Origin of the sequence: Mycobacterium branderi (assembly GCF_010728725.1) — a bacterium.
GTDB lineage: Bacteria > Actinomycetota > Actinomycetes > Mycobacteriales > Mycobacteriaceae > Mycobacterium > Mycobacterium branderi.
In genome coordinates this window covers 2374728-2391690 of the sequence record NZ_AP022606.1, presented here as the reverse complement: position 1 = coordinate 2391690, position 16963 = coordinate 2374728, and the positions used below count along the sequence as shown (strand labels likewise).

Genomic DNA, 16963 nt, shown 5'->3' with positions numbered 1-16963 from the left:
GAACACCTTATCGAGCCACGAGCTGGCTACGCTCGTTCGGTGAGCCGGATCAGCGCCGACGAACTGCGCGACGCCGTGCTCGATGCGGGATCGTTCGTCAGCTGGGACACCGAGCCGCTCGCGGTGCCGGCCAACGACGCGTACGCGGCCGAGCTGGCCGCCGCCCGGGCCGCGACCGGGCGCAGCGAGTCGGTGGTCACCGGCGAGGGCCGGGTGCACGGGCGGCGAGTGGCCGTGATCGCCTGCGAGTTCGACTTCTTGGCCGGCTCGATCGGAGTGGCCGCGGGCGAGCGGATCACCACCGCGATCGAACGAGCCACCCGCGAGCGGCTGCCGTTGCTGGCCTCGCCAAGTTCCGGCGGCACCCGGATGCAGGAGGGCACAGTCGCTTTCGTGCAGATGGTCAAGATCAGCGCGGCCATCGCGCTGCACAAGCGAGCACATCTGCCGTATTTGGTGTATCTGCGCCATCCGACCACGGGCGGGGTGTTCGCGTCGTGGGGATCGCTGGGTCATGTCACGATCGCCGAGCCCGGTGCGCTGATCGGTTTCCTGGGGCCCCGGGTTTACGAGCAGCTTTACGGTGAGCCGTTCCCGTCGGGCATCCAGGTCGCCGAGAATCTGCAACGTCACGGCGTGATCGACGGTGTCATTCCGCTGCGATGGCTGCGCCGCACCCTCGAGCGGGTGCTCAAGGTGTTGGTCGATCCGCCCGCGGGCCGCCCGCCGGCGCCCGACCACGCGTCGATACCTGATGTGCCGGCGTGGGATTCGGTGGTGGCGTCGCGCCGACCGGACCGCCCCGGGGTCGAAACGCTGCTGCGCCACGGCGCCACCGAGCGGGTCCTGTTGTCGGGTACCGGCCATGGCGAGGCGGGCAGCACGCTGCTCGCGTTGGCGCGGTTCGGCGGCCAGCCCGCCGTCGTACTCGGCCAGCAGCGTGTCTTCGGCGGCATCGTGGGTCCGGCCGCGCTGCGCGAGGCCCGGCGCGGGATGGCGCTGGCCGCGGGGTTGCGGCTACCGCTGGTGCTCGTCATCGATACCGCCGGCCCCGCGCTGTCCGAAGCCGCCGAGCAGGGCGGGCTGGCCGGTGAAATCGCGCGCTGCCTGGCCGAACTGGTCACACTGCAGACGCCGACGGTGTCGGTGCTGCTGGGTCAGGGCAGCGGCGGGCCCGCGCTGGCGATGCTGCCCGCCGACCGCGTGCTGGCCGCGCTGCATGGCTGGCTGGCTCCGCTGCCACCGGAGGGGGCCAGTGCGATCATGTACCGCAACACCGACCATGCCCCCGAACTTGCTGCGGCCCAGGGTATCCGGTCGAAGGACCTACACGCATCGGGCATTGTCGACGTCGTCGTGCCCGAGTATCCCGATGCCGCCGACGAACCGATCGTGTTCGCCAAACGGATGTCGCGAGCCATTGCCCACGAATTACACACGCTGCGAGCGGTACCCGAACCGCAGCGCGTGACCGCCCGCCTGCAACGCCACCGGCGGATCGGGCTGGTCTGATGGCGGCGACCCGCTGCCATGAGCTAATCAGCGGTGCCAGCGGACGGGACCGGCCCGCAGCGGAGGCTCATCGTCGTCGCGAGAACGTCTGCGGGTCACCGGAATCCGGGTCGGGGTAGTGCGTTTGCGGACAACCGGATGGGCACGGTCATAGGCCGCGCGCCGACGGGGATCGCGCAACAGCGCGTAGGCAGCCAGGATTTGGCGTAGCCGTTCGTCCGCTCCGGAATTCGGCTCCCCCGAACGTCTGTCGGGGTGATAGTCACGCAACTGGCGCCGATAGGCATGGGTGATTTCGGCCTGAGTCGCCGTCGGCGATACGCCGAGCACCGAGTAGGGATCATCCATCTCAGGCACCGGAGCCTTCCACCCGGGCCGACAGTCGTGTAGCGGGGTGGGCGCGTATCGGGCCACAAACGCACCCACCCCAGGTCGATGAGGTCCGTGCGGTCCACCAAAATGGCCACTATCGGTGGCGATGCGTGCGCGATACTGCGTCGGCCGCGCTCAGGTAGCAATCCTTGTGGACGGCACGGGGATCACCGCTTGTGCATTTCGACTGTCGACGCATCACCTCCTCATCGTCGTGCGGTACGTCGGCTCAGCCGTCAGGCGTTGATCGCCGTCTGGTGGCCGTCGTGGCTGATTTCGATGCGGCGTGGCTTGGCCTTCTCAGCAACTGGAATCGTCAGCCGCAGGACACCGTCGTGGTAGTTGGCCTCGATCTTGTCGGTGTCAAGGTTTTCGCCGAGGAATAGTTGCCGGCTGAATACGCCGCGCGGACGTTCAGCGGAAACCATTTCGCGGTTTTGATCCAGCGCAGGCCGCTCGGCACGGACAGTGAGCACATTGCGCTCGACGTCCAGGTCCAGCGAATCGGCGTTCACGCCAGGCAGGTCGAACTCGACGATGAACTTGTCGCCGTCTCGCCAGGCGTCCATCGGCATGACCGCCGGCCGGGCTGCGGTCCCGAGCACTTGCTGGGTCCACCGGTCGAGGTCACGGAACGGATCGGTACGCATCAGCGCCATGACTTAACCTCCCGAGTCGTTGCCAGATGACTTATGTCTACTGACATAACTTTGTGATAGCACTAGCGACAGTATTATGCAAGAGGTAGTCAGCAGATTTCTAGAAAAACCGGCCAAGGGCATCCAGCTCTTAAGATCGGAAATCTATGCTTGCTGACACAGCTTTGTCGTATCCGTTATGATAGCTTTGTGTATACGCCAACCACGAGGCTCTGACGACGAATGGAGATGCAGTTGACCAGCGACGCAACACCGCGCTCTGCGCGGGGCGTCTACGGCATCTCGGTGGCATCCGAGTTGTCGGGCATTGGGCCGCAAACCTTGCGGCTCTATGAGCGTTGGGGACTGCTGACCCCGTCGCGCACCGACGGCGGCACCAGACGCTATAGCGATGACGACCTCGACCGGCTGAAGCGAATCAGCGAATTGGTCGACCAAGGGATAAACCTAGCCGGTGTCGTGCAGATCCTCAATCTGGAAGAGCGCAACTCCCAGCTAGAGTCCGACAACACTCAACTACGGTCCGACAACGCCGAACTCAAGGCTCGTCGCGCCGCGCCCGGCGGCAACGCATCGCGAAGGGGAAGGAGGGACACCGACCATGAAGAACGTCGAGGGAATCGTGCCGGTCGACGAAACACCCGAAGCTGATGCGATGGACCAGCAACGCCTCGTCGATGCCGACGACCAGACCGGTCTGGACACTTCGTATGTCGCAGATGTCGCCGAGCGCGATGCCAACCCTGCCGACCTGATCGACCAGGCGATCGTGGTCCCGGTGCCAGAGGACGAGTGAGCGCCGGCGGTTCCTGCTCAACGCGGGAGTAAATAGTCGTCGCGCGCCAAGCCATCCCTGATCTGCGCCACGGTCTGCTCGACGGCCTGCTCACTCGAGTCGACGACGTGGCGCTCCAGCTTCGCGAGGTGGCTGAATTGTGCATGCAGCTGCGAAATGGGTTCGGGCAGAGTCAATTCGTCATGGCCGCGACCAGTGGCCCGGGATAGCACAACGTCCAGCCGAGGCCGCAGCACCACATACGACGTCGCTATCTCATGCCGTCGAAGGACGGTATGCAGCTTGTCGAGAAACCATGGGCCCACAATCCCGTCGAGAATGACGTCGTAGCCTCCGATTGCATATCGGGCTGCCGCGTCGGCGATGACACCGATCACGACTTCGTTCTGCTGCGCCGCTTCCTCGAGGTAGGGCGCGATGTAACCGGTCCGGATCCACCGGTAGAACGTGTCGGTGAGCATGTGCACAGTCGGTCGCTGCGCCGATGTGGCGAGAACCTCTGCGACCGTGGACTTTCCGGATCCGGGCGGGCCGGTGACAACGACCACCTGCCCGAGCCGGCTCATGCCGCGGCCTCGTCGTCGCCGCCGAACTGGGTGAGATACAACTCGGCGTAGCGCCCGCCGCGAGCGAGCAGCTGGTCATGCGTGCCGCGCTCGGTGATCCGGCCGCCCTCGACGACCAGGATCTGGTCGGCGGCCCGCACGGTGGACAGCCGGTGCGCGATGACGATCGACGTCCGGCCCGCCAGCGCCTCCGAAAGCGCCTGCTGCACAGCGGCTTCCGAAGCCGAGTCCAGCGACGCCGTCGCCTCGTCCAGGACCACCACCCGTGACCGGCCCAGCAGCAACCGGGCGATGGTCAGCCGCTGCCGCTGACCGCCCGACAGGCGATAGCCCCGCTCCCCGACCACGGTGTCCAGGCCGTCGGGCATCTCGGCGACGACGTCGGCCAGCCGCGCGCGCCGCAGCGCCGCCCACAGCTCGTCGTCGGACGCACCGGGTGCCGCCAGCCGGAGGTTGGACCGGATTGACTCGTGGAACAGGTGGCCGTCCTGGGTGACCAGGCCGACGGTCTGGCGCAGCGACGTGGTGGTCAGGTCGCGCACGTCGACCCCGGCCAGCCGCACCGCGCCGGAGTCCACGTCGTAGAGCCGGGCCAGCAGAGCCGCAATCGTCGACTTGCCGGCCCCGGACGACCCGACCAGCGCCACCATCTGTCCCGGCTCTGCGGTGAACGAAATCCCGTGCAGCACTTCGTCTCCCCCGCGCGCGTCGAGCACCGCGACCTCTTCCAGCGACGCCAGCGACACCTTGTCGGCCGACGGGTAGCCGAATCGCACGTCGTCGAAGGTCACCGAGACGGGACCGTCGGGCACCGCCACGGCGCCCGGTCGCTCGACGATCAGCGGCTCCAAATCCAGCACTTCGAAAACCCGCTCGAAACTGACCAGCGCACTGGCGATTTCCACTCGGGCGTTGACCAGCGCGGTCAGCGGCGCGTACAGCCGGGTCAGCAGCAGCGCCAGCGACACGATCGCGCCGGCCTGCAGATGACCGCCGATGGCCAGCACCCCGCCCAGCCCGTACACCAGTGCCAGCGCCAGCGCCGACATCAGCGTCAGCGAGTTCATGAACACCGACTGCAACATCGACGAGCGCACCCCGATGTCGCGCACCCGCCCGGCGCGCAGCGCGAACTCGCGCGACTCTCGCAGCGGGTCGCCGAACAGCTTGACCAGGGTGGCGCCCGGCGCGGAGAACCGTTCGGTCATCTGGCTGTTCATCGTCGCGTTGTACGCGGCGCGTTCCCGGCTCAGCCGCGCCATCGTGGTGCCGATCCGCCGCGCCGGCACCACGAACAGCGGCACTAGCAGCAACGACAACGCCGTGATCTGCCAGGAGATCCCCGCCATCACCGCCAGCGTCAGCGTCAGCGTGACCAGGTTGGAGACGACGCCCGAAAGCGTGTCGGAGAACGCCCGCTGGGCGCCCATCACGTCGTTGCCCAGCCGGCTGACCAGCGCGCCCGTGCGGGTGCGGGTGAAAAACGCCACCGGCATCCGCTGCACGTGGTCGTACACCGCGGTCCGCAGGTCCAGGATCAGACCCTCCCCGATGGTCGACGACAGCCACCGGGTGACCAGCGACACCGCCGCCTCAGCGACCGCCACCAGCGCGATGACACCCGCCAGCAGCACCACCGCCGTGGTCGACGACCCGGCCACGATCCGGTCGACCACCTTGCCGGCCAGCATGGGAGTGGCCACGGTCAACAGCGCGCTGACCACGCTGACCCCGACAAACGCGCCCAGCCTGCGGTGATGGCGGCCCGAGAAGCGCCAGATCCGGCCGACCAGATCGCGTCCCACCAACGAGCGAAGCTCGCCCGACGGCGCATGCATCTGCCGGTACAGGGCGCGGCTGGCCGCCGATTCCATATTCACGCGCTTCACGGTAAAACCTCAACAAAGGATGAGGTCAACCGACGCGCCGGGCCGCGGGCGGATCCTTCCCACTGCTACGCGGCTCGATCAGGCATTATGGGCGGCATGGACACTGGTGTGACCTCACCCCGGGTTTTGGTGGTGGACGACGACTCCGACGTGCTCGCGTCGCTGGAGCGCGGGCTGCGGCTGTCCGGATTCGAGGTGTCGACCGCGGTCGACGGCGCCGAGGCGCTGCGCAGTGCCACCGAGACCCGGCCGGACGCGATTGTGCTCGACATCAACATGCCGGTGCTGGACGGCGTGAGCGTGGTCACCGCGCTGCGCGCGATGGACAACGACGTGCCGGTGTGCGTGCTGTCGGCGCGCAGCTCGGTCGACGACCGGGTGATGGGCCTGGAGGCCGGCGCCGACGACTACCTGGTCAAACCGTTCGTGCTGGCCGAGTTGGTGGCGCGGGTCAAGGCGCTGCTGCGCCGACGCGGATCGACGGCGACGTCGTCGTCGGAAACCATCACGGTCGGTCCGCTGGAGGTCGACATCCCGGGCCGCCGAGCCCGAGTCAACGGCGTGGACGTCGACCTGACCAAGCGGGAGTTCGACCTGCTCGCCGTGCTGGCCGAGCACAAGACCGCGGTGCTGTCCCGCGCGCAGCTGCTGGAGCTGGTCTGGGGCTACGACTTCGCCGCCGACACCAACGTCGTCGACGTGTTCATCGGCTACCTGCGGCGCAAGCTGGAGGCCAACGGCGCGCCGCGGCTGCTGCACACCGTGCGAGGAGTGGGATTCGTGCTGCGCATGCAGTAGCACCGCGACCATGAACGTCTTGTCCCGGATCCTGACCCGTACGCCCTCGCTGCGTACCCGGGTGGTGATCGCGACGGCGATCGGCGCGGCGATTCCGGTGCTCATTGTGGGCGCCGTCGTATGGTTCGGCATCACCGGCGACAGCAAGGAGCGCCTGGACCGCCGCCTCGACGAGGCCGCGGGGTTCGCGATCCCGTTCCTGCCGCGCGGCCTGGACGAGATTCCGCGATCGCCCAACGACCAGGACACCGTCATCACCGTGCGTCGCGGCAACCAGGTCACGTCCAACTCGACGGTGGTGCTGCCGGAGCTGCCTCCCGGATACGACGACACCTACGTCAACGGGGTGCGCTACCGGGTTCGGACGGTAGAGATCCCGGCGCCGCAGGCCACGTCGGTCGAAGTCGGGGCGACCTACGACGAGACGATTGCGCGGACCAACAACCGGCACCGTCGGGTCATCATCATCTGCGGTTTGGCGATCGGCGCTTCGGCCGTATTCGCTTGGCTGCTGGCCGCTTTCGCGGTGCGACCGTTCAAACGGCTGGCCCAGCAGACCCGCTCGATCGACGCCGGCGACGAGGCGCCGCAGGTCGCGGTTCGCGGCGCCACCGAAGCGGTTGAGATCGCCGAGGCGATGCGGGGCATGCTGCAGCGCATCTGGAAGGAGCAGGAACGCACCAAGGAGGCGCTGGCGTCGGCACGTGACTTCGCGTCGGTGTCGGCGCATGAGCTGCGTACGCCGCTGACGGCGATGCGCACCAACCTCGAAGTGCTCTCCACCCTCGACCTGCCCGACGACCAGCGCAAGGAAGTGCTCAACGACGTCGTGCGCACCCAGTCGCGCATCGAATCCACGCTCTCCGCGCTGGAACGGCTGGCCCAGGGCGAGCTGTCGACGTCGGACGACCATGTGCCGGTTGATATTACGGAGCTGCTGGACCGCGCCGCACACGACGCGATGCGGATCTACCCCAACCTCGACGTGTCGCTGGTCCCGTCGCCGACCTGCATCATCGTGGGGCTGCCGGCGGGACTGCGTCTTGCAGTCGACAACGCGATCGCCAACGCCGTCAAACATGGTGGCGCCAGCCGGGTTCAGCTGTCAGCGGTCAGTTCGCGGGAGGGCGTGGAAATCGCCATTGACGACAACGGCAGCGGAGTTCCCGAGGACGAGCGGCAGGTGGTGTTCGAGCGGTTCTCCCGCGGGTCGACGGCCTCGCATTCCGGCTCGGGTTTGGGGCTGGCGCTGGTAGCCCAGCAGGCCCACTTACACGGCGGGACAGCGTCGTTGGAGGACAGCCCGCTGGGCGGGGTGCGGCTGCTATTGCGTCTGCCCGCGCCCAGTTAGGACGCGTCGTCGCTCTTCTCGGCGGCCTCAGGGTTCGAAGCGCCTAGCGGCACTTCGCGTTTCACTCGACGAACCGTCAGCGCAAAGGTCAGCGCCAACCCGAGCACAAAGGACAGCACCATCAGCCACCAGTTCGGGTCGTGCATTACCGCGCTCCTATCTCGCGCGAGCCGGGCAGGTCGGCCAGGGCTTCTTCTTCGCTGGTGCGCCGAATCGATACGACGGTGATCACCCACGCCACCGCCGAGCCCGCCACGAACGCCAGCAGGTACCACAACCATTGGATGACGAAGTCCACGTCGGATCCTCCTCAGCTCGCCTCGATCTGGTTGTCGATATTCAGGTTGGGCCAGGCGTCGTCGGCGGCCTGCAGAACGGCGTCGGCCTGATCCACCGATGCGGCGGTGCCGGTCAGTGTGACGGTGTCGCCGCTGACCGACAGACTGAAATCAGGAATCGACGCCGCAGCTTTGAAAACCGGTTCGGCATCGGAGAAGTCGAGCGCGTTGACATCCGGGTTGATGCCGAGGTTGTCGATGACGTTGGCTTCCGAGCCCACCGATGCGATCACCGCGTCGAGCAACGCTCTCTTGGCTTTCTCGTCGGGAAATTCGCCGCGCAGCGTAATGTCCTTGCCGTTGCGGGTGATTGACGCCGGCGCCAACGATATCGGCGGAATGGTCGGCGCCGACGGCGAGGCGCCGGCCGAGGTGGGCGGGGCCAGCGTCGGCAAGGCGCCGGTGGGTCCGGTGGTCTGGGACCTGGTTCGTTCCGACAAGCCGTAGCCGATTGCCGCCAGCAGCAGCGGAATTACCACCAGGGCGATCAGCCAGGGCACCCCGAGGGGCCGTCGGTAGAACTTGGCGGCCTGTGTGGTTTCGGCTGCTTCGTCGGAATCCGCCATGGGCCCCTCCGTCATCGAGTTCGTCCCGCCGCGTGACTTGCAGGTTACCGAGTGGCGAGCAGGTCGATGACGAAGATCAGCGTCTTGCCTGACAGCTGGTGGCCTGAACCCGCCGGCCCGTAGGCCTGCGCGGGCGGAATCACGAGTTGACGCCGGCCGCCCACTTTCATTCCGGGAATGCCGTCCTGCCAGCCCTGGATGAGGCCGCGCAGCGGAAACTCGATGGATTCGCCGCGGTTCCACGAGCTGTCGAACTCTTCGCCGGTGTCGTACTCGACACCGACGTAGTGCACCTCGACGGTGCCGCCCGGAACGGCTTCGGGGCCGTCGCCGATCACCAGGTCTTTGATGACGAGTTCTGCGGGGGCCGGGCCGGTCGGGAAATCGATCTCTGGTTTCTGCGTCACCGGGCCCACCCTACTGATGGGTGCACACTGGACACGTGGCAGAGGACAGAAAACCGACCGACACAGATGCCCTGGCACGTATCCACGACCTTGTCGCCGAGGAGAAGGCGCTGCGTGAGCAACTGCAGCACGGCGACATCAGCGCCTCCGACGAGCACGAGCGGCTGCGCGTGGTCCAGACCGAGCTCGACCAGTGCTGGGACCTGCTGCGGCAGCGTCGGGCCCTGCGCGACACGGGTGGTGATCCGCGCGAGGCGTCGGTGCGCCCGCCCGGCCAGGTCGAGGGCTACCTCAGCTGACGCACGACGCGATTGTCGTCGGCGGCGGGCACAACGGCCTTGTCGCGGCGGCGTATCCAGCCCGGGCCGGGCTGCGGGTGCGGCTGCTGGAGCGGCTGGGGCAGGTCGGCGGGGCGGCCGTGTCGGCCCAGCTCTTCGATGGTGTGGACGCCCGACTGTCGCGGTACGCCTACCTGGTCAGCCTGTTGCCGCCGCGCATCGTCGACGACCTGGGCACACCGGTGAAGTTGGCGCGGCGCCGCTATTCGTCGTATCCCCCTGTCGACGAGGTTGCCGATGTCCGTGAGTTCTATCGGCGCTGCCGGCTGGTGACCGAATGGCTCTGGCCGACGCTGCTGGAGCCGCTGCGCACCCGAGAGGCGACCCGCCGTCTGGTTGACCGCGATCCCGACGCGGCCGCCGCCTGGCAGGCGATGATCGAGCAGCCGATCGGTCACGCGATCGCCGAAGGACTGAGCGATGACCTGGTGCGCGGGCTGGTCGCCACCGACGCGCTGATCGGCACCTTCGCCCCGCTCGACGATCCGTCGCTGCAGCAGAACGTCTGCTTCCTCTATCACCTGCTGGGCGGACAGTGGCGGGTCCCGGTCGGCGGGATGGGTGCGGTGACGGCGGCGCTGGCCACGGCGGCGGCTGGTTTCGGTGCCGAAATCGTCACGGGCGCAGACGTTTACGCGATAGATCCGGACGGCGAGGTGCGGTACCGCTGCGGCGACGACGAGTGTGTGGTCCATGGCAGGTTCGTGCTGGCCGGCGTCGCCCCGGCGGTGCTGGCCGACTTGCTCGGCGAACCGGCGCCACCGGGCGCTGCGGGCGCGCAGGTCAAGGTCAACATGCTGGTGCGACGGCTGCCGCGGCTGCGCGACGCCGCCGCGACACCCGAGCAGGCGTTCACCGGCACGCTGCACGTCAACGAGAGCTGGACGCAACTGGACGCGGCGTTTTCGCAAGCGGCCGCGGGCCGGTTACCGGATCCGCTGCCATGCGAGATCTATTGCCATTCGCTGACCGACCCGAGCATCTTGTCGCCGGCGCTGCGCGCCTGCGGCGCTCACACCCTGACCGTGTTCGGCCTGCACACGCCGCACGGATTGCCCGGCAACCACACCGAGGCGGTTATGGCATCGCTGAATTCTGTTCTGGCCGAACCGATTCAGGACGTGCTGATGGACGACGTCAACGGCCGGCCGTGCATCGAAACCATTACCACGCTGGATCTCGAGAAGACCCTGAACATGCCCGGCGGCAACATCTTTCACGGCGGATTGTGCTGGCCGTTCGCGGACGACGACGACCCGCTGGACACCCCCGCACGGCAATGGGGCGTGGCGACCGCGCATCCCCGGATCCTGCTCTGCGGCTCGGGTGCGCGCCGCGGCGGGGCGGTGTCGGGCATCGGCGGCCACAACGCCGCGATGGCTGTGCTTAACTTGCGCCGACTGTGGACTTAATGCACGCGCCAGGCGAATTCGCGTGGCACAAGGCCACACTCGGCGTCTAGCGAGAGTCGATGGTCGCGTAGTTGCGCTCGGTGTAGCCGGTGTAGATCTGGCGGGGCCGCCCGATCTTGGAATCGCCCTCGTCGTGCATCTCCCGCCAGTGCGCGATCCAACCGGGTAGCCGACCGAGCGCGAACAACACGGTGAACATCCGCGTCGGGAAGCCCAGCGCCCGGTAGATCAGCCCGGTGTAGAAGTCGACGTTGGGGTAAAGCTTGCGCTCGACGAAGTAGTCGTCGGTCAGGGCCGCCTCTTCGAGTTCCTTGGCGATGGTCAGCAGGTCGTCGTCACCGCCCAGCTTGGCGAGGATCTTGTCCGCCTGTTCCTTGACGATGCGCGCCCGCGGGTCGTAGTTCTTGTAGACCCGGTGGCCGAAGCCCATCAGCTTGACGCCTTCTTCGCGGTTCTTGACCTTGCGGACGAACTCGCGGACGTCGCCGCCGCTTTCCCGGATCTGCTCGAGCATCTCCAGCACCGCCTGGTTGGCGCCGCCGTGCAGCGGGCCCCACAGCGCGTTGATGCCGCCGGAGATCGAGGTGAACAGGTTGGCCCGCGACGAGCCCACCAGCCGCACGGTCGACGTCGAACAGTTCTGCTCGTGGTCGGCGTGCAGGATGAACAGCATGTCGAGCGCCCGTACTACCTCGGGATCCGGCTGGTAGGGCTCGGCCGGCAGCCCGAACGTCATCCGCAGGAAGTTCTCCACCAGGGTCAGCTTGTTGTCCGGGTAGAGGAACGGCTGACCGACCGACTTCTTGAACGCGTATGCGGCGATGGTCGGCAGCTTGGCCAGCAGCCGGATCGTGGACAGTTCGACCTGGTCGTTGTCCATCGGGTCCAGCGAATCCTGGTAGTAGGCGCTCAGGGCGTTGACGACGCTGGACAGCACCGGCATCGGGTGGGCGTTGCGTGGGAAGCCGTCGAAGAACCGCTTGAGGTCCTCGTGCAGCATCGTGTGCCGCTGGATTTGCCGGGTGAACTCGACGAGCTGGTCCTTGCTCGGCAGCTCGCCGTAGATCAGCAGATAGCTCACCTCGAGGAACGTCGACTTCTCGGCAAGCTGCTCGATCGGGTAGCCGCGGTAACGCAGGATGCCGGCGTCGCCGTCGATGTAGGTGATGGCGCTCTTCGTCGACGCGGTGTTCATGAACCCGCTGTCGAACGTGGTGTATCCGGTCTTGGAGAGCAGCGAGCCGAGCGCGATCCCGTCGGCCCCCTCGCTGGCGTGGACGATCTCCAGGTCCAACTCACCACCCGGGTATTTGAGAGTGGCGGTGTCGTCGGTTGCGGCCACAAGAACCCCTTTGCGCTCTGCTGATGCTGCCTAGGTTGCGTATAGCTGAAGGTAGTCGCTATCGCGGCGACGCGCCTGACCGGGGTGCTGGCCTGCGGTAGCCGACGAACGCCGGCGCGGCCACCAGCGGGCCCGGCCGGGCCCCTTCTGCGGCGAGCGTGCGCGGTTGTCCGCATCTGCGCGGCGTGTCGCGGACAAACACGCACGCTCGCGCCAAGGGGCGCCTCACGGCTGCAGGCGCTCGATGCGGCCGTCTACCACGCGAATCCTGTTGTGCACCCGGTTTTCCCGGCCCTGCCAGAACTCGACCACCTCAGGCGCGATGCGGTAACCTCCCCAGTTCGGCGGGACCGGGATGTGCTCGGTGTCGGCGAACCGGGCGGTCACCTCGGCGAGTTGCTCGAGCAACGCCGCCCGCGACGCGATCGGCCGGGACTGGTGCGACGCCCACGCGCCCAGCTGCGAGCCGCGGGGTCGCTTCGACCAGTACTCCTGCGTCTCCTCGGGGTCGACCTTGGTCACCCGACCGCGAATGTGGAATTGCCGGCCCAGCAAATACCACGGGAAGGTCGCCGACGCGTAGGGCGTGGCGGCCAGCTCCGCCCCCTTGGCCGAGTCGTAGTTGGTGTAGAAGGTGATGCCGCGCTCGTCGATGCTCTTGCACAGCACCGAGCGGCTGACTGGCTTCCCGGACGCGACAGTGGCCAACACAAAGGCGTTGGGTTCGGCGACACCGGCGTCTTCGGCATCGCGAATCCACTTGCGCAGCAGGGCAACCCAACCGTCCGCCAGCCAATCGGTGTCGAGGTCCGGGCTGCCGTCCTTTTCGGCGGAGCCGTACTCGACACGCATTGCTGCCAAGTGCTCGTTGTCTGGTCCGGCCACCGCGCCAACGCTACTACCGGTGGGCGGCCCGTCGTTACCGACCGGTAGCGACCAGCCGGGACCGGCGTGCGAGAATTCAGCTATGACTGTGATCCCGGACAATATCCCGGAGAATTTCGTCGCCGGCCTCGACGGAGTGGTGGCCTTCACCACCGAGATCGCCGAGCCGGACAAGGACGGCGGCGCGCTGCGCTACCGCGGGGTGGACATCGAAGACTTGGTGAGTCGGCGGGTCACTTTCGGCGATGCGTGGGCTTTGCTGGTCGACGGCAAGTTCGGTCACGGACTGCCGCCGGCCGAACCGTTCCCGCTGCCGATCCACAGCGGCGACGTGCGGGTCGACGTGCAGGCGGGTCTGGCGATGTTGGCGCCGATCTGGGGTTACCAACCGCTGCTCGACATCGACGACTCCACCGCCCGCGAGCAACTCGCCCGGGCGTCGGTGATGGCGCTGTCCTACGTCGCCCAGTCCGCCCGCGGCATTTACCAGCCGGCGGTGCCGCAGCGGATCATCGACGAATGTCCCACTGTCACAGCACGTTTCATGACCCGATGGCAGGGCGAACCGGATCCACGCCACATCGAGGCCGTTGACGCATACTGGGTTTCGGCTGCCGAGCACGGAATGAACGCCTCGACGTTCACCGCCCGGGTGATCGCGTCGACCGGCGCCGACGTGGCCGCGGCGCTGTCCGGGGCGATCGGGGCCATGAGCGGCCCCTTGCACGGCGGCGCGCCCGCCCGGGTGCTGCCGATGCTCGAAGAGGTCGAGCGCAGCGGCGACGCGCGCGGTTTGGTCAAGGGCATCCTGGACCGCGGCGAGAAGCTGATGGGCTTCGGGCACCGCGTCTACCGCGCCGAGGACCCGCGGGCGCGAGTACTGCGGGCGACGGCCGAACGGCTGGGCGCACCGCGCTACGAGGTCGCAAAGGCGTTGGAGCAGGCCGCGCTGACCGAACTGCGCGAGCGACGCCCGGACCGCGCCATCGAGACCAACGTCGAGTTCTGGGCCGCGGTGATCCTCGACTTCGCGCGGGTCCCCGCCAAGATGATGCCGGCGATGTTCACCTGCGGTCGCACCGCAGGCTGGTGCGCGCACATTCTCGAGCAGAAGAAGCTGGGCAAGCTGGTGCGCCCGTCGGCCATCTATGTCGGCCCCGAGCCACGCAGCCCGGAATCGGTCGAAGGGTGGGACCAAGTTCGCACGGCGTGACGCCCTGCTGATGACTTTTTGTCGGTGCAGTGGTCTATACCGGTGTCTGTCCCTATGACCCGAGGAGGCCACCATGGCAATCGCCGTCGAACCCGCAGTTTCCCCGCACCTCGTCGTCGACAATGCCGCCGCGGCAATCGACTTCTACGTCAAGGCATTTGACGCCGTCGAACTGGGCCGGGTGCCCCGGCCGGACGGCAAACTCATCCACGCCGCCGTGCGCATCAACGGCTTTCTGGTGATGCTCAACGACGACTTCCCGGAAATGTCCGGCGGCAAGTCGATGACTCCGAAATCGCTCGGCGGGACCCCGGTCACCATCCATCTGACGGTTACCGACGTCGACGCTAAGTTCCAGCGGGCGCTGGACGCCGGGGCCACCGTCGTGATGCCGCTGGAGGACCAGTTCTGGGGCGACCGCTACGGCATGGTCGAGGATCCGTTCGGCCACCGCTGGTCGCTGGGGCAGCCGGTGCGCGAGGTCGACTACGACCAGATCGCCGCAGCTGCCGCGGCAATGGGCCAGCCCTCCGGCTAGCGCGTCGGGTAACAGGAGATGCCGGACTCACTAGTCCAGCAGACCCCATGGTTGTCTCCCGAGCCGACCGAATGCTCTACCGGCTCCTTGTTCGGATCGGGATGCTTCGCCATCAACCCGATGAACAGACCGGCCGCGAGGATGCACAGACAGATCCAGAACGTGGAAATCCGTCTGCCGCGCAGCTTTACGGTCGGTGCGGGCTGGGTCTCTTGCGGCGGTGGAGGGCTCTGCGGATAGGGCGGGTAGTTGGTCATGCGGGACAGCATGGCACACAACGGGTTACGGCTATCGTCCCCGCACCGCAGCCAGAAGTCGCCGATGCAGCGGCACTGCCGGCGCGGACGTCGCAGCCGCGAGCATCTCGGCGACCGAGGTGAACTTGTCGCGGGGCCGTTCTTCGGCGCTGCCCCGCGCCACCTCGGCGGCGTCGATGGCGTGCCATCCGGCCGCGTCGACGACGTCGGGCTGGCGGGCGTGCACCAGCCTGGCCAGCGCCCGCGGCCCGGCCACAGGGTCGGACAGCAGGCCCTTGTTGAAGTCGGCCACCAGCGCTTGCACGGTTTGCAGCGAGCAGGACTTGTTGGTGCCGATGAATCCGGTCGGGCCGCGCTTGATCCACCCCGCGACGTACGCACCCGTCACCGGCTGGCCGGTGTCCGGGTCGACCACGCGGCCACCGTCGTTGGGTACCACTCCGGCGGTGTCGTCGAACGGCAGATCGGCAATCCGCTTGCCGTGGTAGCCGATTGAGCTCAGCACCAGGCCGGCGTCGAGCCGGCGCGTCTGGTCGGTGCCGGTGACGGCGAACTCGATCCCGGTGACGCGGTCTTCGCCCAGGATACGGGCCGGTGTCAGCTGGTAAGCCAGCCGGATGCGCGGCCGTCGCGGTGGAACCGAGGCCTGGCCGAGTTTGCTGAGAATCTCGAGCTTCTGGCGGGTCAGGGCGTCGGAGGCGGTTGCCAAGTCCCGTCGCACCAACTCGTGGTCCTCGGCGTCGAGCACCACGTCGGACGCGGCTGTCAGCCCGATCAGCTCGGGCAGCGTGAACGCCGAGTGCGCCGGACCGCGGCGTGCTGCGATCACCACCTCCTGGACCTGGGATGCGCGCAGCATCTCCAGCGCGTGATCGGAGATGTCGGTGCGGGCCAGGTCGTCGGGGTCGGCAGTGAGCACCCGGGCCACGTCGAGCGCCACGTTGCCGTTGCCGATGATCACCACCCGCTCGTGGCCGAGATCGACTGGCAGGTCAGCGAATTCGGGGTGGCCGTTGTACCACGCCACCACCTCGGTGGCGGTGGCCGTGCCGGGCAAGCCCATTCCCTCGATGTCGAGCCGGCGGTCGTTGGGTGCGCCGCTGGCGTAGATGACAGCATGGTGGTGGGCGAGTAGATCCGCGTGGCTCAGATGCTTGCCGACCTCGACATTGAGAAAGAACTGGAAACCCCGCCGAGCGGCGACCTTGTCGAACAACCGCGTGACGCGCTTGGTGGTCTGGTGGTCCGGCGCCACGCCTGCACGCACCAATCCATAAGGCGTCGGCAGTTTTTCGAACATGTTGACCCGGACCCGAGGCTGGGTCAGCAGTTCGTCGGCGGCATACATCGCCGCCGGGCCGGAGCCGACGATCGCCACGGTCAGCCGGTGCCCGTCCTGACGCACCTCCGCGGCCGGAATCACCGGCGCCAGCTTCGAGGTCGGCGGCAGCTTGGTGCCGGGCGGCCGCTCAGGGTAGAACGACGCGTTGATCTCGACGAACGGCAACTGCTTGGCATCCAACCGGCTGTCGGGCGCGATCGCGCCGACCGGGCACGCGCTCACACACGCGCCGCAATCCACACACGCATCCGGGTCGATGTAGAGCATCTCGGAGGTGGCGAACCCCGGCTCGTCCGGTGTGGGGTGAATGCAGTTCACCGGACAAGCGAAAACACAGGACCCGTCGTTACAGCACGACTGGGTGATGACGTGCGGCATGGAC

The 16963-nt window shown here is 67.5% G+C and carries 21 protein-coding genes; 9 read left to right on the top strand and 12 right to left on the bottom strand.

All coding sequences use genetic code 11. The features are described from left to right. Positions 1–39: 39 nt before the first annotated feature. Positions 40–1512, top strand: a complete 1473-nt coding sequence (locus G6N47_RS12380) for an acetyl-coenzyme A carboxylase carboxyl transferase subunits beta/alpha (RefSeq protein ID WP_083131350.1) — start codon at positions 40–42, stop codon at positions 1510–1512. 27 nt (positions 1513–1539) lie between these two features. Here G6N47_RS12380 and G6N47_RS12375 read toward each other — a convergent pair whose 3' ends face one another. Next, the gene (locus G6N47_RS12375) at positions 1540–1860 is read right to left on the bottom strand and encodes a J domain-containing protein (protein ID WP_083131349.1); all 321 of its coding nucleotides are present in this window, start codon (positions 1858–1860) and stop codon (positions 1540–1542) included. Between the two features lie 260 nt (positions 1861–2120). Beyond that, on the bottom strand, positions 2121–2543 hold the full coding sequence (locus tag G6N47_RS12370) for an Hsp20/alpha crystallin family protein (RefSeq protein WP_083131348.1): 423 nt from the start codon (positions 2541–2543) through the stop codon (positions 2121–2123). 234 nt (positions 2544–2777) lie between these two features. On the opposite strand from G6N47_RS12370, the gene G6N47_RS12365 reads away from it, so the two are divergent. After that, on the top strand, positions 2778–3194 hold the full coding sequence (locus G6N47_RS12365) for a MerR family transcriptional regulator (protein WP_139799442.1): 417 nt from the start codon (positions 2778–2780) through the stop codon (positions 3192–3194). 4 nt (positions 3195–3198) lie between these two features. Further along, positions 3199–3339, top strand: coding sequence for a hypothetical protein (locus tag G6N47_RS12360; protein ID WP_371685286.1), 141 nt, complete (start codon positions 3199–3201; stop codon positions 3337–3339). A gap of 17 nt (positions 3340–3356) precedes the next feature. On the opposite strand, the gene G6N47_RS12355 is transcribed toward G6N47_RS12360, so the two are convergent. Continuing rightward, positions 3357–3905, bottom strand: a complete 549-nt coding sequence (locus G6N47_RS12355; protein ID WP_083131345.1) for an AAA family ATPase — start codon at positions 3903–3905, stop codon at positions 3357–3359. Beyond that, a complete protein-coding gene (locus tag G6N47_RS12350) occupies positions 3902–5779 on the bottom strand; it encodes an ABC transporter ATP-binding protein (protein ID WP_276036325.1) in 1878 nt (625 codons plus the stop codon). The genes G6N47_RS12355 and G6N47_RS12350 overlap by 4 nt, the downstream gene beginning before the upstream one ends. 102 nt (positions 5780–5881) lie before the next feature. Here G6N47_RS12350 and prrA point away from each other — a divergent pair, with 102 nt between their 5' ends. Further along, complete coding sequence (gene prrA / locus G6N47_RS12345; RefSeq protein WP_099539585.1) at positions 5882–6592, top strand: two-component system response regulator PrrA; 711 nt, start codon at positions 5882–5884, stop codon at positions 6590–6592. Positions 6593–6602: 10 nt separating this feature from the next. After that, positions 6603–7943, top strand: coding sequence for a sensor histidine kinase (locus G6N47_RS12340; protein ID WP_083131343.1), 1341 nt, complete (start codon positions 6603–6605; stop codon positions 7941–7943). Here G6N47_RS12340 and arfC read toward each other — a convergent pair. From arfC to G6N47_RS12325, 4 genes are read right to left on the bottom strand one after another with little or no spacing between them, the layout of a single operon-like run. Next, positions 7940–8089: a channel accessory protein ArfC gene (arfC, locus tag G6N47_RS12335; RefSeq protein WP_163659634.1), complete on the bottom strand. Its 150-nt coding sequence runs from the start codon at positions 8087–8089 to the stop codon at positions 7940–7942. The genes G6N47_RS12340 and arfC overlap by 4 nt on opposite strands. Then, the gene (gene arfB / locus G6N47_RS29185) at positions 8089–8241 is read right to left on the bottom strand and encodes a channel accessory protein ArfB (protein ID WP_169717254.1); all 153 of its coding nucleotides are present in this window, start codon (positions 8239–8241) and stop codon (positions 8089–8091) included. The genes arfC and arfB overlap by 1 nt, the downstream gene beginning before the upstream one ends. Before the next feature lie 12 nt (positions 8242–8253). Continuing rightward, positions 8254–8847, bottom strand: coding sequence for a channel-forming protein ArfA/OmpATb (gene arfA, locus G6N47_RS12330; protein ID WP_139799441.1), 594 nt, complete (start codon positions 8845–8847; stop codon positions 8254–8256). 44 nt (positions 8848–8891) lie between these two features. Continuing rightward, positions 8892–9254, bottom strand: coding sequence for an FKBP-type peptidyl-prolyl cis-trans isomerase (locus G6N47_RS12325; protein WP_083131459.1), 363 nt, complete (start codon positions 9252–9254; stop codon positions 8892–8894). A 35-nt stretch (positions 9255–9289) separates the two neighbouring features. Between G6N47_RS12325 and G6N47_RS12320 the strand changes: the two genes are divergently transcribed. After that, positions 9290–9553, top strand: coding sequence for a DUF2630 family protein (locus G6N47_RS12320; protein ID WP_083131342.1), 264 nt, complete (start codon positions 9290–9292; stop codon positions 9551–9553). An 11-nt stretch (positions 9554–9564) separates the two neighbouring features. After that, the gene (locus G6N47_RS12315) at positions 9565–11004 is read left to right on the top strand and encodes a phytoene desaturase family protein (protein ID WP_083131341.1); all 1440 of its coding nucleotides are present in this window, start codon (positions 9565–9567) and stop codon (positions 11002–11004) included. A gap of 46 nt (positions 11005–11050) precedes the next feature. On the opposite strand, the gene G6N47_RS12310 is transcribed toward G6N47_RS12315, so the two are convergent. Both G6N47_RS12310 and pdxH read right to left on the bottom strand, forming a co-directional pair. After that, entirely contained in the window at positions 11051–12346 is a 1296-nt protein-coding gene (locus G6N47_RS12310) for a citrate synthase (protein ID WP_083131340.1), read from the bottom strand. Between the two features lie 225 nt (positions 12347–12571). Beyond that, entirely contained in the window at positions 12572–13231 is a 660-nt protein-coding gene (gene pdxH, locus G6N47_RS12305) for a pyridoxamine 5'-phosphate oxidase (protein WP_083131339.1), read from the bottom strand. Between the two features lie 82 nt (positions 13232–13313). Here pdxH and G6N47_RS12300 point away from each other — a divergent pair, with 82 nt between their 5' ends. Next, positions 13314–14444: a citrate synthase 2 gene (locus tag G6N47_RS12300; protein ID WP_083131338.1), complete on the top strand. Its 1131-nt coding sequence runs from the start codon at positions 13314–13316 to the stop codon at positions 14442–14444. 73 nt (positions 14445–14517) lie between these two features. Beyond that, entirely contained in the window at positions 14518–14982 is a 465-nt protein-coding gene (locus tag G6N47_RS12295; RefSeq protein ID WP_083131337.1) for a VOC family protein, read from the top strand. On the opposite strand, the gene G6N47_RS12290 is transcribed toward G6N47_RS12295, so the two are convergent. Both G6N47_RS12290 and G6N47_RS12285 read right to left on the bottom strand, forming a co-directional pair. Continuing rightward, positions 14979–15239 (bottom strand): hypothetical protein, encoded by a 261-nt coding sequence (locus tag G6N47_RS12290; RefSeq protein ID WP_139799440.1) that lies wholly within the window; start codon positions 15237–15239, stop codon positions 14979–14981. The genes G6N47_RS12295 and G6N47_RS12290 overlap by 4 nt on opposite strands. A gap of 31 nt (positions 15240–15270) precedes the next feature. Continuing rightward, positions 15271–16959 carry a 4Fe-4S binding protein gene (locus G6N47_RS12285; RefSeq protein WP_083131335.1) on the bottom strand — a complete coding sequence of 563 codons (1689 nt, stop codon included), beginning with the start codon at positions 16957–16959 and terminating at the stop codon, positions 15271–15273. Positions 16960–16963: the final 4 nt, after the last annotated feature.

What these genes read in the sequence shown, in the direction of transcription:
- prrA (WP_099539585.1), top strand. Translation starts at nt 5,882, where the DNA reads ATGGGCGGCATGGACACTGGTGTGACCTCACCCCGGGTTTTGGTGGTG.
- G6N47_RS12340 (WP_083131343.1), top strand. Translation starts at nt 6,603, where the DNA reads ATGAACGTCTTGTCCCGGATCCTGACCCGTACGCCCTCGCTGCGTACC.
- G6N47_RS12285 (WP_083131335.1), bottom strand. Translation starts at nt 16,959, where the DNA reads ATGCCGCACGTCATCACCCAGTCGTGCTGTAACGACGGGTCCTGTGTT.
- arfC (WP_163659634.1), bottom strand. Translation starts at nt 8,089, where the DNA reads ATGCACGACCCGAACTGGTGGCTGATGGTGCTGTCCTTTGTGCTCGGG.
- G6N47_RS12360 (WP_371685286.1), top strand. Translation starts at nt 3,199, where the DNA reads ATGGACCAGCAACGCCTCGTCGATGCCGACGACCAGACCGGTCTGGAC.
- G6N47_RS12300 (WP_083131338.1), top strand. Translation starts at nt 13,314, where the DNA reads ATGACTGTGATCCCGGACAATATCCCGGAGAATTTCGTCGCCGGCCTC.
- G6N47_RS12355 (WP_083131345.1), bottom strand. Translation starts at nt 3,905, where the DNA reads ATGAGCCGGCTCGGGCAGGTGGTCGTTGTCACCGGCCCGCCCGGATCC.
- arfA (WP_139799441.1), bottom strand. Translation starts at nt 8,847, where the DNA reads ATGGCGGATTCCGACGAAGCAGCCGAAACCACACAGGCCGCCAAGTTC.
- G6N47_RS12350 (WP_276036325.1), bottom strand. Translation starts at nt 5,779, where the DNA reads ATGGAATCGGCGGCCAGCCGCGCCCTGTACCGGCAGATGCATGCGCCG.
- G6N47_RS12375 (WP_083131349.1), bottom strand. Translation starts at nt 1,860, where the DNA reads ATGGATGATCCCTACTCGGTGCTCGGCGTATCGCCGACGGCGACTCAG.
- G6N47_RS12290 (WP_139799440.1), bottom strand. Translation starts at nt 15,239, where the DNA reads ATGACCAACTACCCGCCCTATCCGCAGAGCCCTCCACCGCCGCAAGAG.
- G6N47_RS12295 (WP_083131337.1), top strand. Translation starts at nt 14,518, where the DNA reads ATGGCAATCGCCGTCGAACCCGCAGTTTCCCCGCACCTCGTCGTCGAC.
- G6N47_RS12370 (WP_083131348.1), bottom strand. Translation starts at nt 2,543, where the DNA reads ATGGCGCTGATGCGTACCGATCCGTTCCGTGACCTCGACCGGTGGACC.